21 protein-coding genes and 1 pseudogene are annotated in these 25,076 nt (G+C 72.0%); 12 read left to right on the plus strand and 10 right to left on the minus strand.

The features are described 5' to 3' along the window. Positions 1-19: 19 nt before the first annotated feature. The 4 genes from IE262_RS35985 (at position 20) to IE262_RS36000 (ending at position 4,573) form a co-directional block, all read left to right on the plus strand. Complete coding sequence (locus tag IE262_RS35985) at positions 20-829, plus strand: HpcH/HpaI aldolase family protein (protein ID WP_189879674.1); 810 nt, start codon at positions 20-22, stop codon at positions 827-829. Further along, entirely contained in the window at positions 826-2,070 is a 1,245-nt protein-coding gene (locus IE262_RS35990; RefSeq protein ID WP_189879675.1) for a sialidase family protein, read from the plus strand. Before IE262_RS35985 ends, IE262_RS35990 begins: the two co-directional genes overlap by 4 nt. Beyond that, positions 2,067-3,050, plus strand: a complete 984-nt coding sequence (locus tag IE262_RS35995; protein ID WP_189879676.1) for a phosphoglycerate dehydrogenase — start codon at positions 2,067-2,069, stop codon at positions 3,048-3,050. Before IE262_RS35990 ends, IE262_RS35995 begins: the two co-directional genes overlap by 4 nt. 77 nt (positions 3,051-3,127) lie before the next feature. Beyond that, positions 3,128-4,573 (plus strand): Nramp family divalent metal transporter, encoded by a 1,446-nt coding sequence (locus tag IE262_RS36000; RefSeq protein WP_189879677.1) that lies wholly within the window; start codon positions 3,128-3,130, stop codon positions 4,571-4,573. A gap of 137 nt (positions 4,574-4,710) precedes the next feature. On the opposite strand, the gene IE262_RS36005 is transcribed toward IE262_RS36000, so the two are convergent. Beyond that, positions 4,711-5,013: a DUF1232 domain-containing protein gene (locus IE262_RS36005; protein WP_134042785.1), complete on the minus strand. Its 303-nt coding sequence runs from the start codon at positions 5,011-5,013 to the stop codon at positions 4,711-4,713. 132 nt (positions 5,014-5,145) lie between these two features. Here IE262_RS36005 and IE262_RS36010 point away from each other — a divergent pair, with 132 nt between their 5' ends. From IE262_RS36010 to IE262_RS36035, 6 genes are all read left to right on the plus strand, one after another. After that, positions 5,146-5,568, plus strand: a complete 423-nt coding sequence (locus IE262_RS36010; RefSeq protein ID WP_134042783.1) for a hypothetical protein — start codon at positions 5,146-5,148, stop codon at positions 5,566-5,568. Between the two features lie 60 nt (positions 5,569-5,628). Then, the gene (locus tag IE262_RS36015; RefSeq protein ID WP_134042835.1) at positions 5,629-6,120 is read left to right on the plus strand and encodes a DUF6328 family protein; all 492 of its coding nucleotides are present in this window, start codon (positions 5,629-5,631) and stop codon (positions 6,118-6,120) included. 66 nt (positions 6,121-6,186) lie between these two features. Next, positions 6,187-9,369 (plus strand): amidohydrolase family protein, encoded by a 3,183-nt coding sequence (locus IE262_RS36020; protein ID WP_189879678.1) that lies wholly within the window; start codon positions 6,187-6,189, stop codon positions 9,367-9,369. A gap of 128 nt (positions 9,370-9,497) precedes the next feature. Further along, positions 9,498-9,989 (plus strand): VOC family protein, encoded by a 492-nt coding sequence (locus tag IE262_RS36025; RefSeq protein ID WP_134042779.1) that lies wholly within the window; start codon positions 9,498-9,500, stop codon positions 9,987-9,989. Between the two features lie 94 nt (positions 9,990-10,083). Then, on the plus strand, positions 10,084-10,851 hold the full coding sequence (locus tag IE262_RS36030) for an aminoglycoside adenylyltransferase family protein (protein ID WP_189879680.1): 768 nt from the start codon (positions 10,084-10,086) through the stop codon (positions 10,849-10,851). A gap of 79 nt (positions 10,852-10,930) precedes the next feature. Further along, entirely contained in the window at positions 10,931-11,767 is an 837-nt protein-coding gene (locus IE262_RS36035; RefSeq protein ID WP_373305220.1) for a YhjD/YihY/BrkB family envelope integrity protein, read from the plus strand. A 16-nt stretch (positions 11,768-11,783) separates the two neighbouring features. On the opposite strand, the gene IE262_RS36040 is transcribed toward IE262_RS36035, so the two are convergent. From IE262_RS36040 to IE262_RS36050, 3 genes are read right to left on the minus strand one after another with little or no spacing between them, the layout of a single operon-like run. Then, positions 11,784-12,137 (minus strand): UBP-type zinc finger domain-containing protein, encoded by a 354-nt coding sequence (locus IE262_RS36040; RefSeq protein ID WP_189879682.1) that lies wholly within the window; start codon positions 12,135-12,137, stop codon positions 11,784-11,786. Further along, entirely contained in the window at positions 12,134-13,627 is a 1,494-nt protein-coding gene (locus IE262_RS36045; RefSeq protein ID WP_134042771.1) for an ATP-binding protein, read from the minus strand. Before IE262_RS36045 ends, IE262_RS36040 begins: the two co-directional genes overlap by 4 nt. After that, on the minus strand, positions 13,624-15,300 hold the full coding sequence (locus IE262_RS36050; RefSeq protein ID WP_189879683.1) for an NAD(P)/FAD-dependent oxidoreductase: 1,677 nt from the start codon (positions 15,298-15,300) through the stop codon (positions 13,624-13,626). The genes IE262_RS36045 and IE262_RS36050 overlap by 4 nt, the downstream gene beginning before the upstream one ends. A gap of 160 nt (positions 15,301-15,460) precedes the next feature. Here IE262_RS36050 and IE262_RS36055 point away from each other — a divergent pair, with 160 nt between their 5' ends. Then, positions 15,461-16,336, plus strand: a complete 876-nt coding sequence (locus IE262_RS36055; RefSeq protein WP_189879685.1) for a universal stress protein — start codon at positions 15,461-15,463, stop codon at positions 16,334-16,336. On the opposite strand, the gene IE262_RS36060 is transcribed toward IE262_RS36055, so the two are convergent. The 3 genes from IE262_RS36060 to IE262_RS36070 form a co-directional block, all read right to left on the minus strand. Continuing rightward, on the minus strand, positions 16,297-17,577 hold the full coding sequence (locus IE262_RS36060; RefSeq protein ID WP_134042765.1) for a DUF4032 domain-containing protein: 1,281 nt from the start codon (positions 17,575-17,577) through the stop codon (positions 16,297-16,299). The two genes, IE262_RS36055 and IE262_RS36060, sit on opposite strands and share 40 nt — an antisense overlap. Before the next feature lie 280 nt (positions 17,578-17,857). After that, positions 17,858-19,777 (minus strand): AMP-dependent synthetase/ligase, encoded by a 1,920-nt coding sequence (locus IE262_RS36065; protein ID WP_189879687.1) that lies wholly within the window; start codon positions 19,775-19,777, stop codon positions 17,858-17,860. 108 nt (positions 19,778-19,885) lie between these two features. Next, positions 19,886-20,386: a hypothetical protein gene (locus tag IE262_RS36070; protein ID WP_134042761.1), complete on the minus strand. Its 501-nt coding sequence runs from the start codon at positions 20,384-20,386 to the stop codon at positions 19,886-19,888. A 272-nt stretch (positions 20,387-20,658) separates the two neighbouring features. On the opposite strand from IE262_RS36070, the gene IE262_RS36075 reads away from it, so the two are divergent. Further along, on the plus strand, positions 20,659-21,189 hold the full coding sequence (locus tag IE262_RS36075) for a hypothetical protein (protein WP_134042759.1): 531 nt from the start codon (positions 20,659-20,661) through the stop codon (positions 21,187-21,189). Between the two features lie 78 nt (positions 21,190-21,267). Here the strand turns inward: IE262_RS36075 and glgB are convergent, their stop codons facing one another. The 3 genes and pseudogenes from glgB to IE262_RS40660 all read right to left on the minus strand — a co-directional run. Then, positions 21,268-23,409, minus strand: a complete 2,142-nt coding sequence (glgB, locus tag IE262_RS36080; protein ID WP_189879704.1) for a 1,4-alpha-glucan branching enzyme — start codon at positions 23,407-23,409, stop codon at positions 21,268-21,270. Positions 23,410-23,590: 181 nt separating this feature from the next. Further along, a complete protein-coding gene (locus tag IE262_RS36085; RefSeq protein ID WP_189879689.1) occupies positions 23,591-24,955 on the minus strand; it encodes a maltokinase N-terminal cap-like domain-containing protein in 1,365 nt (454 codons plus the stop codon). A 26-nt stretch (positions 24,956-24,981) separates the two neighbouring features. Then, positions 24,982-25,076, minus strand: a pseudogene (locus tag IE262_RS40660) (alpha-glucosidase C-terminal domain-containing protein); the annotation flags it as partial.

The following is a 25,076-nucleotide window of genomic DNA, read 5'->3' on the forward strand; positions in this document are numbered from 1 at the left end:
TCCAAGGAGCCAGCACGTCATGAACGCCGTTCCCGGCACCCCCGCCCCGGGCACCGCCGCCGCCTTCGCCGCCCTCCTGCGGGCCCGTGAACCGCTCGTCGGCTACTGGTGCGTCCTCGACTCCCCGGTCTCGACCGAACGCATCGCCCGCCTCGGCTACGACTACGTCGCCCTCGACGCCCAGCACGGCCTCATCGAGTACGCGGGTGTGCTGGCCTCGCTGACGGCGATCGACACCAAGGGCTCCACCGCCGTCGGGCTGGTCCGCGTCGAAGCCAACGACCCCATGCCGATCGGCAAGGCCCTCGACGCGGGCGCCGCCGGTGTGATCGTTCCGCTGATCGACAACGCCCAGGACGCCGCCGACGCGGTGGCCGCCGTGCGCTACCCCCCGCTGGGAAACCGTTCGTACGGGCCGATGCGCTCGGGGCTCCGTATCGGCCCCAACCCGGCCGACGCCCACCGGGAGACCGTCGTCCTCGCGATGATCGAGACGGCGGAAGGGCTCGCCAACGTCGAGGCGATCTGCGCCACCGACGGCCTCGACGGCGTCTACGTCGGCCCCTCCGACCTGCGCATCGCGCTCGGCGGGGCGACCTCCACGGACCCCGCGGTCGCTGCCGAGTTCGAGGCCGCACTCGTCAGGGTGCGGACGGCGGCGGCCGCGGCCGGTATCGCGGCGGGCATCCACAACCCGGACGGCACCGCCGCGGCCAAGCGAATCGCCGAGGGCTTCACCTTCGCCACCGTGGCCTGCGACCTGGTGCATCTGGAGCAGGTGGCCGCCGGGCATCTTCAGGCGGCGCGCGCGAAGGGCGAAACCCGATGACGGGCACGGAAAAGGGCACGGAGGCGAGCACGGACGTGGACGCACCCGCACCCGTCGTCGCCGACGGAGTCCTGCGCCCCCACCCCGGCCAACCCGGCCGCGCCGAAGCCCACCTCGCCGCCCCCGCCGTGCAGAACCACGCCGCCAACCTCACCGTGCTGCCCGGCGGCGCTCTGGGGTGCGTCTGGTTCGCGGGGACCCTGGAGGGGGTCTCCGACATCTCGGTGTGGTTCTCCCGGCTGGACCCGGGCGCGGACGCCTGGTCGGACCCGGTCCGGCTCTCCGAGGACGCCGGCCGCTCCGAACAGAACCCGCTCCTCTTCCCCGCCCCCTCCGGCGACCTGTGGCTCCTGCACACCGCCCAGCTCGGCGGCCGGCAGGAGACGGCCGAGGTACGGCTGCGCGTCAGCGAGGACGGGGGCGCCACCTGGGGACCCCCGCGCACCCTCTTCGAGGGAGGCGTCTTCGTTCGCCAGCCCGTCACCGAACTCCCGGAGACCGGAAGGCTGTTGCTGCCCGTCTTCCGCTGCGTCGCGCCACCCGACGCCCCCTGGACGGGCGATCGTGACACCAGCGCCGTGATGATCAGCGACGACGGCGGCACCACATGGCGGGAGCGCCCGGTGCCCGGTTCCACCGGACTCGTCCACATGAACATCCGCCCCCTGCCCGACGGTTCACTCCTGGCCCTCTTCCGCAGCCGCCGCGCCGACGCCGTGCACCGCAGCGTGTCGTACGACGGCGGGGAGACCTGGAGCGAGCCGGAGCCGCTGGCCCTGCCGAACAACAACTCCTCGATCCAGTACGCCGTCCTCTCCGACGGCCGCCTCGCCCTCACGTACAACCACAGCAGCGCGGCGGACGCCGTGGCACGCAGGGTGTCGCTGTACGACGACATCGAGGACGAGGCAACCGGCGAGCAGGAGGGCGGGCAGAAGGGGGAGCAGAAGGAGGCGGCCGAGCCTTCCGGCGACGCCTTCTGGGGCGCCCCTCGCGCCCCCCTCAGCCTCGCCGTCTCCTCCGACGGCGGCCGGACCTGGCCCCAGCGCCACGACCTGGAGACCGGCGACGGCCACTGCCTCACCAACAACTCCCGCGACGGCCTGAACCGCGAGCTGTCGTACCCGTCGATCACCCAGACACCGGACGGCACCGTGCATATCGCGTACACGCACCACCGCCGCACCATCCAGTACGTCCGGCTGAGCCCGCAGTGGACGGACAGGGAGTTCCCCGCATGACCGGCACCGCCCCCACCACCCCCAGGGCCCCCACTGCCTCCTCCACCACCCTCATCACCACCCCCACCTTCGCCCGCCACTCGCCCGATCCCTGGGAGATCCTCGCGTCGGCGGGCGCGGGGCCGCTCCGCCCGTCGGAGGACACCGCGCTGCCCCACGCCGAGCTCCTCGCGCGCATCGGCACGGTGGACGCGCTCATCGTGGGCATGGACACCATCACGGCGGAGGTCATCGAGGCGGCCGACCGCCTCAAGGTCATCGCCAAGCACGGTGTAGGCGTCGACACCATCGACCTCGCCGCCGCCCACGCCCGGGGCATCCCCGTGGTGTGCGCGCCCGGCAGCAACTCCCGCGCGGTGGCCGAGTACACCTTCGGACTCCTCCTGTCCGCGTGCCGCGGCATCACGGCCTCCCACGGCGGGGTCGTGGCGGGGGAGTGGCCCAAGCTGTTCGGCCCCGAACTCGCCGGGCGCACCCTGGGCGTCGTCGGCTTCGGCCGCATCGGAGGCCTCCTCGCGGGTTACGCGGTCGCCTTCGGCATGACCGTGCTCGCCCACGACCCGTTCGTGACCAAGACCCCGGGCGCGGAGAGCGTCGGTCTGGACGAGTTGCTCGCCCGCTCCGACGTGGTGAGCCTCCACCTGCCCGCCGACCCCGAGGCAGGCCCCCTGCTCTGCCGCGAACGCCTCGCCGCCATGAAGCCGGGCGCCCTGCTCGTCAACGCGGCGCGCGGCGGTCTCGTCGACGAGGAGGCTCTCGCCGCGCTGCTGACGGACGGGCACCTGGGCGGCGCAGCACTCGACGCATTCGCCCACGAACCCCTGCCCGCGGACAGCCCGTTGCGCACCGCCCCCAACGTCCTGCTGACCTCGCACATGGCGGCCTGCACCCCCGAGGCCAACCGCGCCATGGGGGTCCTGGTCGCCGAGGACGTCGTACGCGTCCTCGCGGGAGAACCCCCGCTCCGCCCCGCCACCTGATCCCCGACAGGCAGCCCTCGCACTTCACCGGCCCCCTGAGCCCGGCGACGACGCCGGGCCGATCCCGAGGACCAGTCATGTCTCAGACAACGCCGTCGACGCCCCGGACGACACCCGGCGCCACGGCACCCGGCGTCCCCGACGACCCGTACGCCCTGCGTGCCGAGGACGTCCGTGAGGCGCCCACCACCTTCACCGGGCGGCTGCGCCACCTGGGCCCCGGCTTCGTGCTGTCGGCGGCGGTGGTGGGCTCGGGCGAGCTCATCGTCACCACCTCGCTCGGCGCCAGAGCGGGATTCGCCCTGCTCTGGCTGGTGATCGTCAGCACCGCCGTGAAGGTGTGGGTGCAGATGGAGCTGGCCCGCTGGACCATCCTCAACGGCCGTACCGCCCTGGAGGGGTACCGCGAGGTCGCTCCGCGCATCGGCCCCATCGGCTGGATCAACTGGCTGTGGATCGGCATGGACTTCGCCAAGATGTTCCAGCGCGGCGGCATCATCGGGGGCACCGCGGCCGCCTGCTCCATCCTGTGGCCGATCACCGGCGAGGCACTCGGCTTCGGCTCCCTCGCCGTATGGACCGTCATCGTCACCGGCTCGGCCGTCCTCATGCTGCGCACCGGCAGGTACGGCGTCGTCGAGAAGATCTGTGTCACCTGCGTCATCGTCTTCACCATCGCCACGGTCGGCCTCGCCCTCGGTCTGCCGGCCACCGAATTCGGTTACGGGGGAAGCGAGTTGGGTGAGGGGCTCAGCTTCCTCATCCCGGCCGGAACCGTCGGTATCGCGCTCGCCATGTTCGGTATCACCGGCGTCGGCGCCGACGAGATGACGACGTACACCTACTGGTGCATCGAGAAGGGCTACGCCCGCTGGACCGGCCCCGACGACGGCACCGAGGAGCGGGCGCGGCGTGCCGAGGGCTGGCTCAAGGTGATGCGCCTGGACGTCGCCGCCGGCTGGCTGGTCTGCACCCTGTGCACGCTCTCGTTCTACGTCATCGGCGCCGCCGTACTGCACCCGCAGAACCTGGTGCCCGAGGGCAACTCGATGATCACCACCCTGTCCCGCATCTACACCGACACGATGGGACCCTGGGCCGAGTACCTGTTCCTGGCGGGCGCCGTCGCCGTCCTCTTCTCCACCCTCATCGGCTCGACCGCCAGCGTGCCCCGGCTGTGGACCAACACGCTCGGCCTGCTCGGCGTCATCGACTGGCGGAACGTCCAGGTCCGCCGCCGCACCATCCAGATCCTCACCCTCTGCCTGCCGCCCGTGTGGGCCGCGTCCTTCCTGTACGTGCAGTCACCCGTCCTCATGGTCCAGATCGGCGGCATCGGCGGCGGTGTCTTCCTGCTGGCCGTGGTCGTCGCCGTCTGGCGGCTGCGCGCCACGGGAATCGAACGCCGCTTCCGCGCGAGCGCCGGGCTCACCGCGGCCCTCGTCCTCAGCAGCGCGGCCATCGTGTTCCTCGGCGTGTACGGCGTCCTGGACGTCCTGGGGATCAGCCTGACGAGCGACTGAGGCAGGCCGGTTCCAGCGTGCTCGCCGTGGTGGTGAGCACGGTGTCCGTTGTCGGAGGGTGCGGCGAGCGCGGTGTCACCGCGCTCGCCGTCCTTTCGTCGACCGGTTCCGTGGCGGGCGCCGTCCGCCGCTGGTTCTCACTTGCGCAGGGATGTTCCCGTCTCGCTCTCCGGCGCCTGCACCCCGGTCGTCCGCAGGGACCTGAGCGCCAGCAGCAGGACCCCGACGTCGTCCAGGTAGACGGGGTCGGGCAGCAGGTCGGCCGGCAGGACGAGATACAGCACCGCACCCCAGAAGACCCAGCGTGGTCCGTCCGGGAGTCCGGCACGACGCAGGTCACGCCGTGCCCGCACGAGCCGGACCAGCAGCGCCACCGCCGCCGCGAGGACGACGGCCGCGAGCACCGCGGCGACCACGATCACCCACGTCCAGGTATCCATGAGCCCTGCCCCTCGCTCGCCATGAATCACCAGGGAAGCACAAGCGAGGCGCAAGGGGACATGCGCGGATCCCGTTTCGGTCGCACGCTGGGGGTACCCGCACGGTGCCCGCCCACGCCAGGGAGGACTCTCGTGAACCTGACGCCCATGCCCGTGTCACAGGTCCAGGTGGTGCTCAGCGACTGCTCCGCGCATGACGCCGGCCTCCTGTTCGACACCCTGTGCACCTGTTTCTCCTCGGACCGTTGCGTCGGCGAGGAACCGCACGAGGCGGACCGCGACCGCCCGACCGTGTGGACGGGCACCTTCGATCTGCTCGACGACCCCGCGCACCCGACCGGTCACCCTCACGAGCCGCACCCCGTGCCGTTGTCCGGCCCCGTGCTCGCCGACGTCCAGGGCAGCCCGCTCGCGGTGCGGCATCTGCGGGAGGCCCTGGAGGAGTCGTTCACCGTCCAGGAGGTCGGCGCCATCCCCGGTGACCAGGAGGTCCAGGTGCAGCTCGTGCTGGAAGGCCGGGCCGCCCGTACTCCCTTCATGAGATCAAGCGGCTGAGCACGGCCACAGGAGACCGACGCAGCCGGGAGGGACACGGTGTCCGACAGCGCAGACGACATGGCCCGGGGCAGGGGCCGGATCCGGGGCCGCGACGAGACGAAGGAGGAGCGGGCCGACCGCATGTGGAGCGACCTCATCCAGGAGGTCCGCGTGGCCCAGACGGGCGTGCAGATCCTGTTCGGTTTCCTGCTCACCGTCGTCTTCACGGCCCGCTACCCGCAACTGTCGCAGACGGACCGGACGATCTACATCGTGACGGTGGTCCTCGGGGCCTCCGCCACCGGCGCGCTGATCGGTCCGGTCTCCTTCCACCGGCTCGTCTCCGGACGGCGGATCAAGCCCCAGGCGGTGACCTGGGCCTCCCGGCTGACCCTGGCCGGCCTCCTGCTCCTGCTGGCCACGATGACCTCGGCGCTGCTGCTGATCCTGCGTGTGGCCACCCATGGCGACTACGTGCCGTGGGTGGTGGCCGGGGTCGTCGCCTGGTATCTGCTGTGCTGGTTCGTCCTGCCCCTGTGGGTGCGCCGGCGCCACACCATCACCGACTGATGCCTCACCCTATGGCGTGAATGGCGGGGTTGCCCGTGGGTCGGTGATGCGCCAGCGTGCACTGCCATGGACCGTGATCGGAGCACTGCCGCCTTCCGTCCGACGCGCCGTCAGCTCCTCGCCGCCGCAGGCGCCGTCCCCCTCGTGGGAGCGGTCCCGGCCCCGGCGGCGGCACGACCGCGCACCGGCCTCTCCCTGACGTTCACCCGTGCCACCAACGGCTCGGCGACCCTCTCACCCGTCGGCGGCCACCTGGTCGCCGAGGTGCAGAGCGTCCTGTGGTCCCTGCCGCGCACCGGCGGCCCGGCCCGCCCCCTGACCCCTGCGGACCTTGAACCCAACCGGCCCACCCACGCCCCGGACGGCGCGCTCATCGCGTTCTGCGCCTACCGGGGCGGCGGATTCCACATCTGGACGGTCCGCCCCGACGGCTCCGGCCTGCGGCAGCGCACGGACGGCCCGTGGGACGACCGCGGCCCGGCCTGGTCACCCGACGGCACCCGGATCGCCTTCGCCTCCGAGCGCGGCGGCGACCCGGTGGACGGCAGCCCGTACCGCGTTCACGTCCTCCACCTGACCACCGGCAGGATCACTCGCGTCACCGGACTGCCCGGCCAGGACGGGCCCCTCCAGGACGGCCCGTGGGAGGACTTCGACCCCACCTGGTCACCCGACGGCACCCGCATCCTGTTCGTCCGCGCGAAGACGCTCACCACCGCCCAGGGCGTCAGCCTTCAGGCCCGTACGATCGCCGCCGTCCCCGCCGACGGCACCGGCCCGGTCACCGTCCGGCACACCGAGACCGAGACCGCCCAGGTCATGACCCCCGCCCTCGCTCCGGACGGCCGCCTCGCCCACCTGCGCACCACGGCGTCCCCGGACGGCTCCTGCACCCTCGTCGTCGACGGCCGCCCCGTTCCCGTCGACGGGGACATCGCTCCGGTGCCGCCGCGCTGGACACCGGCGGGCGAGCTGCTGCTCACGGTCGACGGCGCCTTCACCTTCGTACGGCCCGACAGACCTCGGGAGCCGGAGACCGTGCCCTTCGAGGGCGTGCTTCCCGTACGACGTCCGCGGTACCGCACCAAGGAGTACGACCTGGGTGAGGGGCGTGTACGTCCCGTGCGGGGCGTCCACCTGCCCGCGCTGTCGCCCGACGGCCGGCAGATCGCCTTCGCGGCCCTCAACTCGCTGTGGCTCGCGGGCAGTTCGGGCGGACGTCCACCCCGGCGGCTGCGGCGGTCGGCGCCCACGCGGTATCTGCTCGCCCCGTCCTGGGCACCCGACGGGCGCTCGCTCGTCCACGCCGACGACCGTGACGGGCTCCTCGGCGTGTACCGGCACGATCTCGCCACCGGCGAGGAGACGGCCCTCGCGACCGGCGGCCGGGTGTTTCCGGCGCTGTCACCCGACGGGCAGCGCCTCGCCTGCCTCGACCTCACCGGGCAGCTCGTCGTCCGTGACCTGGCATCCGGCGAGGAACACGTCCTGGCCTCCCCTCTCGGCGGCGGCGGACTGCCCGGCCGCCCCAGCTGGTCGCCCGACGGCCGCCACCTCGCTCTCTGTGACCGCAACCGGCTGGGCGCGCGCTTCCGGGAGGGCTACAACGTCATCCGGCTCGTCGACAGCACCACCGGCACCGACCGCCTCCACACGGTCGCACCCCACACGTCCATCGCCGACCGGTACGACTCCGGGCCCGTCTGGTCGCCCGACGGCCGCTGGATGGCGGTGATCGTGGAGTCCGCGCTGTGCCTGCTGCCCGTCGAACCCGACGGCACCCCACGAGGCGAGCTGCGCACCCTCACCACCGAACCGGCCGACCACCCCTCCTGGTCCGGCGACTCCCGCACCCTGCTGTACCTGTCCGGCACCCGGCTGCGGCTCGTCGATGCCGACGGCGGCCCCGCCCGCACCGTCCGTGTGCCCCTGGACGGCTCCCGGCCCACCCCAGCCGACACGGTGGTGCATGCGGGGCGCCTGTGGGACGGCACGGGAGAGGACGTCCGGGACGACGTCGACATCGTCGTACGCGGTGGACGCATCGCCGCGGTGGAGCCCCACCGCACGGGCCGGCGCGCCGCCCTCCGGCGCATCGACGCCTCCACACGCACTGTCGTCCCCGGACTGTGGGACACGCACACCCACCCCTGGCAGACCACCTACGGCGGACGCCAGAGTGCCGGCCAGCTCACCTACGGCATCACCACCGCCGTCTCACTCGGCGGCTTCGCCCATGAACAGGCCCGCATCCGCGAGGCGGTGGCCGCCGGGCAGCTCGCCGGACCCCGGCTGCTGACGACGGGTGAACTCCTCGACGGGGCACGCGTCGCCTACAGCATGGGCCGCGCCCACCGGACCCGGCAGGGACTGCGCCGCTCGCTGGAGCGGGCCGCCGCGCTGGACTGGGACTTCGTCAAGACCTATGTGCGGGCCCCCACGTGGGTCATGGAGGAGGCCGCCCGTTTCGCTCACGAGCGCCTCGGCGTGCGGACCGGAGGCCATCTGCTCTCACCGGGAGTCCAGGTCGGCCAGGACCTGACCACCCATCTGCAGGCCACCCAGCGTGCCGAGTTCGGTCACGCCATCACCGCCACGGGCCGCGCCTACCAGGACGTCGTCGAGGTCTACGGCGCACGCGGGGTCGGCTTCTCCCTGATCGCGACCCCCTTCACCTCCGCACCCCTGCTCGGCGCGGACCCCGCCCTCGCCGACGACCCCCGCGTCACCGTCGTGATGCCTCCCTGGGACGCCGCCGCCGTCCAACAGTCGGCCGGTGTCCCGCCCACCGACGCCCAACTCGCCACGCTGCGCACGGAGACCGACATCTACCGGCGGATCCTGGCCGCCGGCGGTCTGGTCGCCCTCGGCACGGACCAGCCGCTGGTCCCCGTGGGCCTCGCCCTCCACCTGGGCCTGCGCGCCCTGCACCGGGGCGGCATGTCCCCGGCCGAGGCCCTGCGCACCGCGACCGTGCTGCCCGCCCGCCTCTTCGGTGTCGACCGTGACCTGGGCACCGTCGAGGAGGGCCGGCTCGCGGACCTGACCGTCGTCGACGGCGACCCGTTCACGGACTTCGCCACCCTCGTCCGCACCGTCTCGGTGCTGCGGGGCGGAGTGCCGTACACCACCGAGGAGTTGGTCACCGCCTTCGAACCCTCTGCCCGCCGGACCGCGGCCGCGGAGGACGACTGGCTCGGGGTGGGGCAGCGGATGCGCAGGGACGGCTGCTGCGACCCCCACGGGTAACCAACGGAACCCGAACTCCGTCCACGTGGGGCCCGTGCGCGCGCCTGGTTGACCGGGCGCCGCACGGCCCTAAAGTGAACGGGCGGCGACTGATTGAAAACCAAACTGCCTGTGCTGAGGAGTTTCACGTGGAACCTGCGGACCTCGCGGCGATCGAGGCGGAACGCGCCCGCATCCGGGACCGCCACCTGACGGCGGACCGGCCGGCGAGCAGCGCCCGCGGTGTGCACCATGTGGCGCTGCTCTCCTCGGACGTGGAGCGGACGGTGCGGTTCTACCAGGACCTGCTGGAGTTCCCCCTCACGGAGATGATCGAGAACCGCGACTACCAGGGCTCCACGCACTTCTTCTTCGACCTCGGCAACGGCAACCTGCTCGCCTTCTTCGACTTCCCCGGCCTCGACCTCGGCCCCTACGCGGAGGTCCTCGGCGGACTCCACCACGTCGCCATCTCCGTCGAACCCGCCACCTGGCACCGCCTGCGCGACAAGATCGTCGCGGCGGGCGTGGACCACCAGGAGGAGAGCGGCACGTCGATCTACTTCCGCGACCCCGACGGCGCCCGCCTCGAACTGATCGCCGACCCGCTCGGCGAGATGTACGGGACGTCGGTGGCCTGATCCCGTACGTCGCGTTCACCGTAGGGCCGGCGGGGGACGGGCACGGCGGAAAACCGGTGGCCCCTCGGCTCCCCGGCCGCCTACCATCCCGCCCGTGACGCAGCTCGACGACGTCCTCCACCTCGTGCGCCGCGTACTCGGCGACGACCTCACCGGCGCCTATCTGCACGGTTCCGCCGTGCTGGACGGTCTGCGCCCGAGCAGCGACCTGGATGTGCTGGTCGTGGCGCGCCGCCGGACGACGGACGAGGAGCGACGGGCCCTGACCACCGGACTCATGCGCCTCTCCGGCCCGCAGGCGGTGAACGGCCCGGCCCGGCCCGTGGAACTGACCGTCGTCGCCCAGGACGACGTCCGCCCGTGGCGCTACCCACCGCGCTGCGAGTTCCTGTACGGCGAATGGCTGCGCGAGGACTTCGAGCGGGGCGTGGTGCCGGGGCCCGCCACGGCCCTCGATCTCGCGCCGCTCATCACGATGACGCTGCACGGCGACACGGCACTCCTCGGCCCGCCACCGGCCGAGGTCCTCGCGCCCGTCCCGCACGACGACCTGCGCCGTGCGATCGTCGCGGGCGTCCCGGACCTCCTGGCCGACCTGGAGTCCGACACCCGCAACGTCCTGCTGACCCTCGCCCGTGTCTGGACGACTCTCGCGACCGGCACCATCAAGTCCAAGGACGCGGCGGCCGCGTGGGCACTCGGCCTCCTCCCGCCCGAGCACCGCCCGGCTCTCGCCCTCGCCCGGTCGGCCTACCGCGGTGAGCAGGCGGACGACTGGCACGCCCTCATGCCGCAGGCCCGCGCGCTCGCCGCTCACCTGGCCGCCGAGATCCGGGGCAGCGCTGACGGGACCGTTCGCTGAACGCCGTTCGCCGTCGTACTCCAGTGCTCCGGGGTCGCGGTACTCCGGTCGGGTGGGCTGTCGCGGCGGGTGTGCGGGCATGCCCGGGGCGGGCGCCGGGTCTGCTTACCGTGCGTATGTGGTGGCTCATCGAAGCCTGCGGGCCCGCTGGCACGACTCGGCCGCCGGACGGCTCTGGCGGCACGGCAGCGACCTGGAACTCCTGCACCGGGCCATGGGTTTCGCGGCGCTCGGCCTGGTCACCCTGGCTCCGCTGCTGATCGTCGTCGCGGCGGCCGCACCCTTCCAGGAACGGGGATTCGCCCTCTGGGTGATCGACGGCATGAGCCTGTCGGGGCGCCCGGCCCAGGCCGTGCGCGAGGTGTTCTCCGCTCCGCGCATCGTACTGAGCGCCACCAGCGCGTTCAGCGTGCTGGTCCTGGCGCTGTTCGGCGTGGCCTTCGCGGCCAGTGTCCAGAACGGCTACGAGAAGATCTGGGAAGTGGCCGCCGGCCCGTGGCACGCCGTGTGGCGCCAGGTGGTGTGGCTCGCCGCGCTGACGGGATATCTGTTCGCCGAGGCGCAGAGCGGCGCGTTGCTGCGGTGGGGGGCGGCGGGGTCCGCTCTGCGGATCACGCTGACCCTGCTGGTCGGTGTGCTGTTCTTCTGGTGGGGGCAGCACTTCCTGCTCGGTGAGCGGATGCCGTGGTGGGCGCTGCTGCCGGGCGCCCTGGCCACCGTGGTGGGCCTGGTGGGCCTGCGCTGGTTCTCGTACCTGGTGTTCTCGCCGCTGATCGTGAACAACGCGGTCACCTACGGCGCCGTCGGCACCGTCCTGGTCGTGCAGTCCTGGCTCATCGGCGTCGGGTTCGTGGTGTTCGGCGGTGCCTTGCTGGGGCGCCATGTCCACGAGGCACGGGAACGGCGGCGGCGGTGACCTCCCGACGCCCCGGTCACCGATGCAGCGCCTCCACCCAGTTCGGCGGGACGCGCCCCTCCGGTCCCGGTACCGGCTGGTCGGCGGGGTGGGCCAGCGGGGGAGCGAGGTCGGGGCCGGACTCGTACATCTGCGAGGTCTCGTAGTTCCAGTACCAGGCCTCGCCGGGCTCATAGCTGCGGATGAACGGATGGTGGGCGTCGCGGGCGTGGGCGCTCGCGTGCCGGGCGGGCGAACTGTCGCAGCAGCCGACGTGCCCGCACTGGGCACAGCGCCGCAGATGGAACCACCATCCGCCTGCCGCGTCGCACTCCGCGCAGCCCGGCCCGCTCGGCGGGACACTCGGGTCGATTCCTGCGGGTATGGTCATGACGCCTCCTCGGGGGCCGTGGATGGTTCGGACCGCCCGGGTGTCCCGGGCGTGTCGGACTCCGTCGCCGTCAGCGGAAGCCGCACCTGGAACCGCGTGTCGCCCGGCACGGACTGCACCTCAAGGCTCCCGTGGTGCTTGTTGACGACGATGCGCCACGAGATGTCCAGCCCGAGCCCCGTCCCCTGTCCGACCGGCTTGGTGGTGAAGAACGGGTCGAAGATACGGCCGCGGATGTCCGGCGGTATCCCGGGCCCCGTGTCGCGGAACTCGACCAGCAACAGGTCCCGGTCGAGCGCCGTGCGCACGGTCAGCCTGCCCGCCCCGCCCGCCTCGTTGATCGCCCCGACCGCGTTGTCGACCAGGTTCGTCCATACCTGGTTCAGCTCTCCCGGGTAGGAGGGGACACGCGGAAGCGAGCGGTCGTAGTCCTTGACCACCTCGATCCGCGGGCCGATCTTCGCCGACAGCATCAGCAGCGTGCTGTCGAGGAGTTCATGCACGTCCGCGACCTGGTACGGGGCCCGGTCGAGCTGTGAGTACTGCTTGGCCGCGTCGACGAGGCTGGAGACACGCGTGGTGGAGTCCTCGATCTCGTTCATCAGGAGTTCGGTCTCCACCGTGTAGTTGAGCCAGCGCACGGCACCTTCGAGTGTCTGCTCGTCCACGGCCGCGGCGACCCGGTCCAGCCAGTCGATGTCGAGGCCGGCCTGCACGAACGTCGGCGCGAGCTGCCAGCCGCCCGCGATGCCGTGATCGTCGAACCACTCCTCCAGCGCGTCCTCCCGGTCGGACGCCTCCAGCGGGCTGAGCGGCGTCGCCTTGGACACCTGCTCGGCCGTACGCTCCTGGATCTCGACGAGCGTCGCCAGCGTCTCGCGCCGGTATGACCCCGAGGCGACGACCCCGAGCTTGTGCCGCATCCCCGCTACCCGTTCCCGCAGCGCCGAGGTGGCCCGGACCGCCGCCGCGGCCGGGTTGTTCAGCTCGTGCGTGAGCCCCGCCGACAGCGAACCGAGCGCCAGCAGCCGCTCCCGCTGCCCGATCGCCCGCTGGGTGGTCTGGGCGCCGTAGAAGAGCCCTTCCAGCAGGTGCACGGCCATGGGGTACCACTCGCGCAGGACGGAGGCGAACGTCTCGGCCGGCAGCACGAAGAACCGTGAGGGCTCGGTGACGCGCACGGAACCCTTGTAGCGGGTCTGGCCCGGACCCGTCAGATAGGCCTGCATGGCCCCCGCGTACACCCCGCGCTGGGAGGTGCGGTTGGTCTCCACGTCGTCGTTCCCGACGCGCCGCGACATCACGAGGGTGCCGTCGAGGAGGACGTAGAAGCAGGTGGCGGGCTCGCCCTCCCGGTAGACATAGCCGGGGGCGAACCTCTCCACGCGGCCCTCACGGCACAGCCGCGCGAGCTGCTCCTCGTTCAGCTTCTCGAACAGGAAGAGTGTGCCGAGCTCCGCCGCGTCACACGGCAGCGGCTGCCCGGTCATGACTGCTCCAGATACCGGTGCACGAGCATCACGGCCATCGCTCCCTCTCCGACCGCGGACGCGACCCGCTTGGCGGACTCCGCCCGCGCGTCCCCGGCGACGAACACGCCGGGCACATTGGTCTCCAGGTGGTACGGCGGCCGGTCCAGCTCCCATCCCGGGGGCGGCCCGCCGCCGTCGGACAGATCAGGCCCGGCCAGGACGAACCCGCGCTCGTCCCGCAGCAAGGTGCCCTCCAGCCAGTCCGTCAGCGGCGCGGCACCGATGAACACGAACATCCACTGCGCGTCGACGAGCTCCGTGCGGCCGCTCGCCAGGTCCCGCAGGGTGAGCTGCTCCAAGTGGTCCGTGCCGTGGGCGCACTCCACGACCGTGCCCGTGCGCACGGTGATGGTGCGCATGGCGTCGATCTGCTGGATCAGGTAGTGCGACATCGACGCCTCCAGCGACTCCCCGCGCACCAGCAGCGTCACCGACTTGGCGTGGCGTGCCAGATACATCGCGGCCTGACCCGCCGAGTTCGCCCCGCCCACAACGTACACGTCATGCCCCTGGCAGGCTGCGGCCTCGGTCAGTGCCGACCCGTAGAACACCCCGCATCCGGTCAGGTCCCCGCAGCCCGGCGCGTCGAGCTGCCGGTACGACACGCCGGTCGCCAGGATCACACTGTGCGCGGCGATCGCGGAACCGTCGGAGAACCGGACCGTGCGTGACGCCCCGCCCACCTCAAGCGCGGTCACCTCGCGCGCGGTGAGGATCTCGGCCCCGAACTTCGCGGCCTGCCGCCGCGCCCGCCCGGTGAGCTGCGCGCCGGACACTCCGTCGGGGAATCCCAGGTAGTTCTCGATCCGTGAGCTCTGCCCGGCCTGCCCACCGGTCGCGGACCGCTCCACGAGCACGGTCCGCAGTCCCTCCGAGGCCCCGTACACGGCGGCCCCGAGCCCGGCCGGCCCTCCGCCGATGACGACCAGGTCGTAGAACTCGGCCGCCGGCGTCGTCGCCAGCCCGACCCGGTCCGCGAGCTCCGTGTCCTCGGGCGCCACCAGCGGCGTACCGTCCGGCGTGACAACCAGCGGCAGTCGCTCACCGTCGGCTCCGGCCGCCGCCAGCAGCCTGCGCCCCTCCGGCTCGTCGGACGAGAACCAGCGGTACGGCACCTGGTTGCGGGCCAGGAACTCGCGTACGCCCGACGATCTCGCCGACCACCGGTGCCCGACCACCTTCGTCACGCCCGCGCACGTCCGGTCCGCCGCCTGCCAGGACTCCAGCAGATCGTCCAGGACCGGGTACAGCTTCTCCTCGGGCGGATCCCACGGCTTGAGCAGATAGTGGTCGAGGTCGATCACGTTGATCGCGTCGATCGCCGCGTTCGTGTCGGCGTACGCCGTCAGCAGCACCCGCCGGGCCCGGGGGTAGATGTCGAGCGCCTGCTCCAGGAACTCTATGCCGTTCATCTCCGGCATCCGGTAGTCGGCCAGCAGCACCGCCACCTGGTCGCCGCGCAGCTTCAGCTCACGCAGCGCCTCCAGGGCACTGGCGCCGGACTCGGCCCGCACGATCCGGTACGACTCGCCGTACCGGCGGCGCAGGTCCCGGGCCACGGCGCGCGACACCCCCGGATCGTCGTCCACGGTCAGAATGACGTTCCGTGCCGGACCGGCGGCCTGTGCCATCTTTCTCCCACCCTGAGCGCCGAACGGTGCTCACCTTCCGCCATCGTATGGTCGATCGTCCCGTTTCGCTCCGAAATGGGGATGCGTCCCTGGTGCGGGGGAAGGAAACGTTCCGTAGGAAGGCGCACCACAGCGACCGAGGCGAGGGAGAGACAGCCGAATGATCCGCCCGATCACCGTAGGAGTGGACGGAACGCCCGAGAGCAAGGCCGCCGCGGCCTGGGCGGGCCGCGAGGCCGTCCGCCGTGACCTGCCCCTGCGCATCGTGCACGCCTGGCAGTGGCAGCCGACGACCGACATCGCCATAGCCGCGGACCAGGACACCCAGGCCGGGTGGGCACGCGACCTGGTGCGAGACGCCGAGCGGACCGTCACCGAACGGCACCCGGCCCTGACCGTGACCGCCGGGATCCTCGACGGGGGAGCGGTCGAGTCACTGGTGGCCGCGGCCGCGGAGGCCGAGACGCTCGTGCTGGGCTCGCGCGGGCACGGTGCGATCGTCGGTTTCCTGCTCGGGTCCGTCGGCCAGCAGGTCCTCGCCGAGACCGAACGACCCGTCGTCCTCGTCCGCTCCGACGACCACCCCGAGGCGGAGGCGGGCGGCCGGGAGATCGTCGTCGGCCAGCACGGCGACCCCGACGACAGCTCCGCCGCCCTCGGCTTCGCCTTCGCGACGGCCGCCGCCCGCGGCGCCGGACTCCGCGCCGTACGGGCCTGGAACCTGCCCCCGGTGTTCGCCTACAGCCCCGGCTCGATGAGGCTCGCGGACCAGGCCGGGGGCCTGGAGCCGTACGAGAAGGAGGCGCTCCGCGAGGCTCTGCGGCCCTGGCGCGAACGGTTCCCCGAGGTGCCCGTGACCGAGCACGTGGAGATCGGCAGTGCGGCCCAGGTGCTGCTGACGGTGGCCGGGCGGGCCCAGCTGATGGTCGCAGGACGGCGCGCCCACCGCCGCGCGGTCGGCTCACGCATCGGTTCGGTCGCCCACGCCCTCGTCCATCACGCGCCCTGCCCGGTGGCCGTCGTACCGCCCTCCTGAACGGCCTCGGCCACGGCGGCCTCGGGGAGCGTCGCACGGACCTTGGGGAGGACGTTCTCGGTGTAGTCCTTCACGGCCGTGTCCAGACCGATGTCGTGCTGGGCACGCTCCGACAGGTACCAGCGGTGTTCCAGCAGCTCGTGGTACAGCTCGGCCGGGTCCATGGAACCGCGCAGCGCCGGCGGTATCGCCCGCACGGTCGGCCGGAACACGTCCCGGACCCAGCGGTGGGCCAGCACCTCCGGGCGGGCCGCGAGGGGATCGCCGGGCGCGTAGTCGTCCTGGGTGGCCATCCAGCTCTCCAGGTCGTTGAGCAGCCTGCGCGCCTGGTTCTCCTCCGCGTCGAGGCCGGTCAGCCGCAGCAGCTGCCGCTGGTGGTGACCGGCGTCGACGACCTTCGGCACGAACGTGACGCTGTCCCCGTTGGACGAGTGGGTGATCTGCATCTCGGCCACGTCGAAACCCAGCTCGTTGAGACGGCGGATGCGGCGCTCGATGAAGTGGTGCTTGCCCGCCGGGTACACCGTCGTGCGGGTCAGCTCACCCCACAGGCTCTGGTACCGGGCGCAGATCTCCGTACCGAACGTGATGGGATCCACGGACGGGTGCAGGGCTCCCGACGCCTCCAGGTCGAGCAGTTCGCCGCTGATGTTCACCCGCGCCAGGTCGAGGTCGTAGTCGCGCTGCCCGTCGCTGAGCCTCGGATGCAGCTCGCCGGTCTCGGCGTCGACCAGGTACGCGGCGTAGGCACCGGCGTCCCGCCGGAACAGGGTGTTGGACAGTGAGCAGTCGCCCCAGGCGAACCCGGCCAGGTGCAGCCGCACCAGCAGCACGGCCAGCGCGTCCATGAGGCGGTGCATGGTCGCGGGCCGCATCGTCGTCTCGAACAGCGACCGGTACGGCATCGAGCCCCGCAGGTGACGCGTGATCAGTACGGGCTCCAGGTAGCCACCGTCCGCGTCGGTGCGGCCCGTGACGACGGCCAGCGCGTCCACCGCGGGGATGCCGAGCCGGTCCAGGTCCCTCAGCAGCTCGAACTCCCGCACCGCGGGCCGCTCGGCGAGCTCCTTCACGGCTACGACCTCCGATCCGGCGTGGGCGTAGCGCACCACGTGCCGCGAGATGCCGCGCGGCAACGGCACGAGACGGTGCTCGGGCCACTCCTCCAGGGGCAGGTGCCACGGCAGGTCCAGCAGCAGCGCGGGGTGCTCCGGGTTCGTGGCGCTGATCTGCAATGCCATCGGTGTCCTGCCCTCGCCTCACGGTCGTGTGCCGGCCGGGCACGGCGCGGTGCCGTGTCCCAGAGCATCTCCGCACTTCGACGGCCGTCACGTCAACATGGGGGGTGGACCGAACCCGTGCAGGGCGTCCAGCACCAGCGGCGCGTCGTCGGACGCCACCAGCGCCCGCAGGGCGTCGGCAGCACCGTCAGCACCCCGTACGTCGTCGGGCCCGCCACGACGGGCACACACCGAACCGGAACGGCAGGCCCGGCAGGCGGCAAGAACGCCTCCGGCGACGTCACCGCACGCGGCGGAACACGTCGTCCGCGTCGTCCCAGCTCATCGATGCCTCCACCGAGGGCAGGCTCCTGCGGACCGCGCGCGCCGACTGGTACATGGCGTCGATCTCCACCTCGTACCGCTGTGTGATGGCGTCCCTGCGCGGTTTCATCGACGGGGTCAGCAGTCCGCCCGCCACGGTGAACGGCTCCGGCAGGATGCGGAACACCCGGATCGACTCCGGGCGCGACACCCTGCTGTTGGCCGCGGCGATGGCGCGCTGCACCTCCTGCCGCAGGGCGTTCTCCTCCCGCGCCCCCAGCCCGGAGGCGTCACCCTGGTCGAACCGGGTCCGGCGCCAGTGCCGCACGAAGTCGGGGTCGAGCGTGATCAGAGCGCCGACGCAGGGCCGGTTGTCGCCGACGACCACCGCCTGGTGGATGAGCGGATGCACCCGCAGGAGTTCTTCGAGCGGTGCCGGGGCGACGCTCTTCCCGCCGTTGGTGACGATGATCTCTTCCCTGCGGCCCGTGATCGACAGATAGCCCTCGGAGTCGAGCCGCCCGATGTCGCCGGTGGCCAGCCAGCCGTCGCGCAGGGCCGCCCGGGTGCCGGGCTCGTCGTTGACGTACCCCTGGAACAGTGACGGACCGCGCACCAGGATCTCCCCGTCGTCCGCGACCCGTACGTCCATGCCCGGCAGCGGGCGCCCCACGGTGCCGGACTTCTCCCGCCCCACGGGCTGTGCCGTGACAGCGCCACCGGTCTCCGTGAGCCCGTACCCGTCGTGGACGAGAATGCCGATTCCCGCATAGAAAAGAGCGAGATCCCGATTCAGCGGAGAACCGCCGGACGCCGCTCCGCACACCCGGCCGCCGAGCGAGGCCCGCAGTTTCCGGTACACGGCCTTCTCGAAGAAGGCGTGCCGCAGCCGCAGATCGACTCCCGGGCCGTGGCCCCGCTCCAGACGGTGCCGCTCGACCGCCAGGGCGTATTCCCGAGCCGTACGCACCGCACGCTCGAACAAGGCTCCCTGGCCCGCCTCCTGGGCGCGCCTCAAGAAGTTCTTGTAGATCTTCTCGAAGACGGCCGGGACACCATAGAGAAACGTCGGCCGGAACGACAGGAAATCGTCGCCGAGAATCTCCTCCCGCAGCTCGGGTTCGTGCGCCATCAGCATCCCGCCCCGCAGACACAGGCCCTGGATCATCAGGCCGTACACATGGGAGAAAGGCAGAAAGACGAGAACCGCGGGCTGGACACCCTCGGGTGCGGTGGTGTGAGCCCAGCCGGCCAGCAGCGTGTCGCAGGGACTGGCCAGACCGCGGTGCGACAGGGCGCATCCCCGGGGACGCCCGGTCGCACCGGACGTGTAGCCGATGACCGCGGTCGAGTCCGGCAGAACGATCCGGCGCAGCGAGTCGACGGTCGCCTCCGGCACCGGCGAGCCCTGCTCGGCCAGTTGCTCCAGCCCCCCGTCGTCCAACTGCCAGACATGCCGCAGCCGGGGCAGCCCGGCGCACACCGAGCCGACCGTCATCGCCCCCTGCCCGTCCTCGACCACGACCCCGGCACAGTCCGCGTCACTGAGGATCCACCGCACCTGCTCCCGCGACGACGCCGGATCGATCGGTACGACCTCGGCGCCCACCGACCACAGGGCGAGGCTGAGCGCGGTCCACTCGTACCGGGTGCGCGCCATGACGGCCACCCGGTTGCCCGGCTGTATCCCGTTCGCGACGAACCCCTTGGCCAGACCGGTCACTTCGTCCCGTAACTCGCGCGCGCCGACCTGCGTCCATGTGCCGGTGGTCCCGTCGGGGCGGCGCGCGATCAAGGGAAGGCCGGGGTCACGGCTCGCCGTCTCGAAGAGACTGTCGGCGAGCCCTCCCGTCAGAAGGGGGGCGACCGGTGGGGCGGCGGTCCGGATGGTCTGCATGCACCCTTCAGGTGTCGTTCCTGCGTGTCGCCGGAGGTGAACTGGCAGTGATCGAAACGTAGCGCATGGGGTGGCCGCCCGTGGGGCGAATGGGCAAGGAGCCGGCCGTCAGGGCCGGGCGTACTCCTGGCGCACGACGCCGGCGAGCTGGGCCAGTGTGTCCTGCGCGCGCGTACGGTCGGCCTCGTCGAGTGCGGCGAGCGCGTCGGCCGCGGCCTCCCTGACCCGGCGGGGCACCTCCTCCAGCGCCGCCATACGGTAGGCGATGGTGCGTCGCGCGAGGCGCTCCTCGGGGGTGACGCCCGCAGGTCCGGACCGGGGGAAGACGGCGGCCTCGTACACGCTGATGTGCAGCAGCACCCCGTGCGCGATCCCCTCCGCGTATCCCCGCAGCCCGGCCTCCCGCTGCGCCAGGGCGAAACCGGCGAGCGCTCGTCTTCGGACGAGGGCCGAGCCGACGAGACCGGCCGCACCCGCGCTCGCGGCCGCGATCAGCGCGAGGAACGCGCCGCCGAGGAGGGCGCCGACGATCGCTCCGGTGGCGGTCATGAGGCAGATCAGTCCGATGGTGAGCAGAAGCAGGACGCGTGCGGGAGCGAGACAAGCCATGCGAGCAGTCTGCCAGCAACCGGTTTCTGCGTACCTGATCACCCAGGACCACTGTGCGCACGGGGTGCCGTGGCGCCGCGGAGGTACTGCCGGAGTGTGATGTGTGGCACGTGGGGGAGCGGGGCCGGAGTCCTGGTGTCGTGAATCGTGGCTGGGCACGGCTTGATCGCTGATCACTGGGCGGAAATACCCAGGCAACGGGATCTCTGGCTCATTTGACAGTGTGTCCGGCGCGTGGATAGGAACCTTTCGCTGAGGCCGGGAGGTGGAGAGTGCGCGTGCCCAATGTGATCGGGGACTGGCAGGAGTGCGACGGTGGGCACGCGGGCCTTCGGGTACGCGTCCACGGTGTGGAGCGGGCGGAGCCTCCACGGGGGCGTGACGACGCCGCCGAGGGACTCGTCTATTTCCGGTTCCGGGTGACGGTGGAGAACCGCGCCGGTACGCCCTTCGGTATTCATGTGGAGGACGGGCAGTTCGACGTGCGGACCGGGCCCGATGGCGAGAGCGCATTCCTCGACTGGCGCAATTCGCAATTCATCGAGGGCTTCGATCTTTATCCCCTGCGCCGCGCCACGGCCGTCATCTACGCCGCGGCCTCCGATACCTCTCTTGCCCGCGTGGACATCCAGATCCAGCTGAGGACGGACGAGGAATGGGCCGACCGCTATCTGTGGGCGGGCGGTATCGGAGTGCACGGGGGCGTGATCGGCGGGGACTCCGCCCTTGACGGAACCGGGGAGGGGCTGGCCTGTCAGGTCAGCAGCTTCCTCCAGCGGGAGGCCGAGCAGGGGCCGGCGTGAGGTGGGGGAGGACCCAGCCCCTCCGGCGTTTGAGGAGCGGGGGTCCGGGGGCGGGGCCCCTTCGGTAAACGCCGCCCTCTACACCGGCCGCAGCCACACCGTCGCCAACGGCGGCAGTGTCAGCCGCACACACGAACCATCGGTGCCGACGCGCACTGGACCGGCACCGACCACACCGCTGCCCCCGTACCGCACGGCATCCGTGTTGAGCACCTCCTCCCAGGGCGGGAACTCCTCGGGAACCCAGAGCCCGTAGTCGTGCCGCACCACGGGCGAGAAGTTCGACACGGAAAGCAGCGGCGCCCCGTCCGCGGCGAACCGCAGGAACGCGAACACGTTGTCCTCGGCGGCGTCCACAGCCACCCACCGGAACCCGCCGGGGTCGCTGTCCCGTTCCCACAGGGCCGGAGCCTCGCGGTAGACCGCGTTGAGGTCGCGGACCAGGTCGCGTACGCCCCGGTGGTCGGCCTCCGCGCCGTAGGCTGGCTCCAGCAGCCACCAGTCGGGGCCGCGCGCCTCCGACCACTCCGCTCCCTGGGCGAACTCCTGCCCCATGAACAACAGTTGTTTGCCGGGGTGGGCCCACATGAAGCCGAGGTACGCGCGGTGGTTGGCGCGCTGCTGCCACCAGTCGCCCGGCATCTTGGAGACCAGGGCCCGCTTGCCGTGGACGACCTCGTCGTGCGAGATCGGGAGCACGTAGTTCTCGCTGTACGCGTACACCATCGAGAACGTCATCTCGTTGTGGTGGTATCTGCGGTGCACCGGATCCTTGGACATGTAGCCGAGCGAGTCGTGCATCCAGCCCATGTTCCACTTCAGCCCGAACCCCAGCCCGCCCCGGTCCGTGGGCGAGGTCACGCCGCCCCAGTCGGTCGACTCCTCCGCGATCGTCACCACGCCGGGCACCCGCCGGTACAGCGTGGCGTTCATCTCCTGCAGGAACCTCACCGCGTCGAGGTCCTCCCGCCCGCCGTGCTCGTTCGGCGTCCACTGCCCGGGCTCGCGCGAGTAGTCCAGGTACAGCATGGAGGCGACCGCGTCCACGCGCAGGCCGTCGATGTGGAACTCCTCGCACCAGTACACCGCGTTGGCCACCAGGAAGTTCCGCACCTCCGTCCGCCCGAGGTCGAACTCGTACGTCCCCCAGTCCGGGTGTTCCGCGCGGCGGGTGTCGCCGGGCTCGTACAGCGGGTAGCCGTCGAACCGGGCCAGAGCCCAGTCGTCCCGCGGGAAGTGCGCGGGCACCCAGTCCATGATCACGCCGATGCCGGCCTGGTGGAGCCGGTCGACGAGGTACCTGAAGTCGTCGGGGGTGCCGAGCCGGGCCGTGGGGGCGTAGTAGCCGGTGACCTGGTAGCCCCACGAGCCGCCGAAGGGGTGCTCGGCGACCGGCATCAGCTCCACGTGCGTGAAGCCCAGGTCCCGCACGTACGGGGGGAGCTGTTCGGCCAGTTCCCGGTACGTCAGGCCGGGCCGCCAGGACGGCAGGTGGACCTCGTACACCGAGAACGGCGCCTGGTGGGCCGGGCGGTCGGCCCGGTGCGTCATCCACTCCGCGTCGCCCCACTCGTGATCGGACACCGTCACGACGGACGCCGTCGCCGGCGGTGTCTCGGTACGGCGGGCCATCGGGTCGGACTTGAGGAACCGGGCGCCGTACCGCGTCGTGATCTCGAACTTGTACCGCCGGCCCTCGCCGATCCCGGGCAGGAACAGTTCCCACACCCCGGACGAGCCGAGCGACCGCATCGGGAACGCCGTGCCGTCCCAGTGTGTGAAGTCCCCGGCGACCCTGACCCCCTGCGCGTTCGGTGCCCACACCGTGAAGCGGGTGCCGGTCACGCCCTGGTGCACCATCGGCTCGGCGCCCAGCGCCCGCCACAGCTCCTCGTGCCGCCCCTCACTGATCAGGTGCAGGTCGAACTCACCGAGCGCGGGCGGGAAGCGGTACGGGTCGTGGACCTCGTGCTCGGCGTCGTCGTACGACACCAGCAGCGTGTACTCCGGGATCGTCTCCAGCGGCAGGACGGCGGAGAACAGGCCGTCACCCTCGCTGTGGAGCGGTGTGTGACACCCGTCGACCACGACGCTCACCGTGTGCGCGAACGGGCGCAGCGCCCGGAACGTCACCCCGTCGGGTCCGGGGTGCGCGCCGAGCAGCGCGTGCGGGTCGTGGTGCGATCCCGACAGCAGACGTGCCCGGTCGGCCCCGTCCAGGGGAGCGGCCCCGGCCGGTACCGGGCTGCCGGGGTCGGACCGGCCGGTGGGCCCCCGGCGGTTGGCGGAGCCGTGCCTGCCGGCCGCCCTGCGACGGTCGGGGCTGGGCCTGCCGGCCGGTCGCAGGGCTTCGGCCGGTGGGGTGTGCGGGGAGCGAGAGGGGTCACGCAGAACCACGATGTCAGCCTCCTCGGGTGGCGAGCCGTCGGATCGCCGCCATCGGTACAGGGAGCCAGCCGGGGCGGTTCCGGGCCTCGTAGACGACCTCGTACACCGCTCTGTCGGTTTCGTAGGCGCGCAACAGCTGGGGCTCGGCCCGCGGATCCCAGCCCGACCCGTCCGCGTAGCCCGCGCAGTAGGCCTCGCGGCAGCGTTCCGCCCACTCGGGATGCCACGGCCGCCTGGTGCGGGCCGCGTAGTCGAAGGAGCGCAGCATCCCGGCGACGTCGCGCACCGGCGACTGGGTGCTGCGGCGTTCGGCGAGCGGGCGGGACGGCTCGCCCTCGAAGTCGATGACGAACCACTCGCGGTCCGCCCGCAGCACCTGCCCGAGGTGCAGATCGCCGTGGATCCGCTGCACGGTGCGGCCGGCACCGCACGCGCCGAACGTTTCGAAGGCGGTCCGCAGCCCGGGAACATACGGCTGGAGCGCGGGCACACAGTGGGCGGCCTCGCCCAGCCGCTCGGCCATCGCGGCCGCGAGGGGCCCGTTCTCGCTCCGGGTGGCGGTGGGAAAGGAGGTGGCCAGCGCCAGGTGCACCTCGGCCGTTGCCTGTCCCAACTCGTACGACTCCGCCGTGAAGTCCCGGCCCTCCGCGAGCGCACGCAGGGCCAGGGTCCAGCCGTCGGACGCGCCGGGCAGGAAGGGCTGGAGCACGCCGAGGGTGGCGTCCGGCCGTGTGGTGCGGATCCACGCCACGGGCGCGGGCACGCGGGTGCAGCCCTGCCGGGCCAGTGCCGACGGCACCTCCAGATCCGGGTTGACTCCCGGCTGGATGCGGCGGAACACCTTCAGGATGAACGCGTCGCCGTAGACGATCGAGGAGTTGGACTGCTCCGCGTCCAGCAGCCGCGGAGCGAGCGCGGCCGGCAGGGGCACCGACGGGTCCCTCTCGAAGGCCAGCGGACCCGCCGTCCCCGGGTGCCGCAGCCGCTCCAGGAGCAGCGCCGCCGAGCGCGGGTCGTGGAACGCGTCGTACACGGCCAGACCCGTCAGCGGGCCGTCCTGTGCCCGTCCGATGAAGGCACCGGCGAGCCGGGGCGGCAGGTACTCCCGTACGCCCAGCAGCAGTTGGTAGCAGTCGCCGGCCGGGGAGGTGTCACCCGGTCCGCGCGGCGCCGAGTGCTCGGCGTGGACCAGCAGATGCAGACAGCCCGGATACAGCTCCGTCATCGACAGCAGCGTCACATCGGTGACGGGCCGGTCCTTCCCTGCGAACCAGCGCTGCCGGGGCAGCCACTCCCGCAGCAACCCGCTGAGCGAAGCCATCGGGTGGAGGCGGTCGGGGCCCCTCGGGAGGAGCGAAACGGTCTCGGTCTTCGCCATGATGACGCGTCCTTTCGCGAGCGCGCTCAAACTTCTTGGCGGGCGCGGGGAGCGACTCGGGAGAGCCGGAACCAGTAGAAGCCGTGGCCTGCGAGGGTGAGGAGGTAGGGGAGTTCTCCGA

The sequence above is a fragment of the Streptomyces bluensis genome, from assembly GCF_014650715.1.
GTDB classification, from domain to species: domain Bacteria; phylum Actinomycetota; class Actinomycetes; order Streptomycetales; family Streptomycetaceae; genus Streptomyces; species Streptomyces bluensis.

Bases quoted from the DNA above. Each gene is read 5' to 3' on its own strand.
- IE262_RS36000 (WP_189879677.1), top strand. From the start codon at position 3,128: ATGTCTCAGACAACGCCGTCGACGCCCCGGACGACACCCGGCGCCACG.
- IE262_RS36085 (WP_189879689.1), bottom strand. From the start codon at position 24,955: ATGGCGAAGACCGAGACCGTTTCGCTCCTCCCGAGGGGCCCCGACCGC.
- IE262_RS36070 (WP_134042761.1), bottom strand. From the start codon at position 20,386: ATGGCTTGTCTCGCTCCCGCACGCGTCCTGCTTCTGCTCACCATCGGA.
- IE262_RS36065 (WP_189879687.1), bottom strand. From the start codon at position 19,777: ATGCAGACCATCCGGACCGCCGCCCCACCGGTCGCCCCCCTTCTGACG.
- IE262_RS35995 (WP_189879676.1), top strand. From the start codon at position 2,067: ATGACCGGCACCGCCCCCACCACCCCCAGGGCCCCCACTGCCTCCTCC.
- IE262_RS36060 (WP_134042765.1), bottom strand. From the start codon at position 17,577: ATGGCATTGCAGATCAGCGCCACGAACCCGGAGCACCCCGCGCTGCTG.
- IE262_RS35985 (WP_189879674.1), top strand. From the start codon at position 20: ATGAACGCCGTTCCCGGCACCCCCGCCCCGGGCACCGCCGCCGCCTTC.
- IE262_RS36040 (WP_189879682.1), bottom strand. From the start codon at position 12,137: ATGACCATACCCGCAGGAATCGACCCGAGTGTCCCGCCGAGCGGGCCG.
- IE262_RS35990 (WP_189879675.1), top strand. From the start codon at position 826: ATGACGGGCACGGAAAAGGGCACGGAGGCGAGCACGGACGTGGACGCA.
- IE262_RS36005 (WP_134042785.1), bottom strand. From the start codon at position 5,013: ATGGATACCTGGACGTGGGTGATCGTGGTCGCCGCGGTGCTCGCGGCC.
- IE262_RS36020 (WP_189879678.1), top strand. From the start codon at position 6,187: ATGGACCGTGATCGGAGCACTGCCGCCTTCCGTCCGACGCGCCGTCAG.
- IE262_RS36055 (WP_189879685.1), top strand. From the start codon at position 15,461: ATGATCCGCCCGATCACCGTAGGAGTGGACGGAACGCCCGAGAGCAAG.
- IE262_RS36015 (WP_134042835.1), top strand. From the start codon at position 5,629: ATGGCCCGGGGCAGGGGCCGGATCCGGGGCCGCGACGAGACGAAGGAG.
- IE262_RS36045 (WP_134042771.1), bottom strand. From the start codon at position 13,627: ATGACCGGGCAGCCGCTGCCGTGTGACGCGGCGGAGCTCGGCACACTC.
- IE262_RS36035 (WP_373305220.1), top strand. From the start codon at position 10,931: ATGCCCGGGGCGGGCGCCGGGTCTGCTTACCGTGCGTATGTGGTGGCT.
- IE262_RS36050 (WP_189879683.1), bottom strand. From the start codon at position 15,300: ATGGCACAGGCCGCCGGTCCGGCACGGAACGTCATTCTGACCGTGGAC.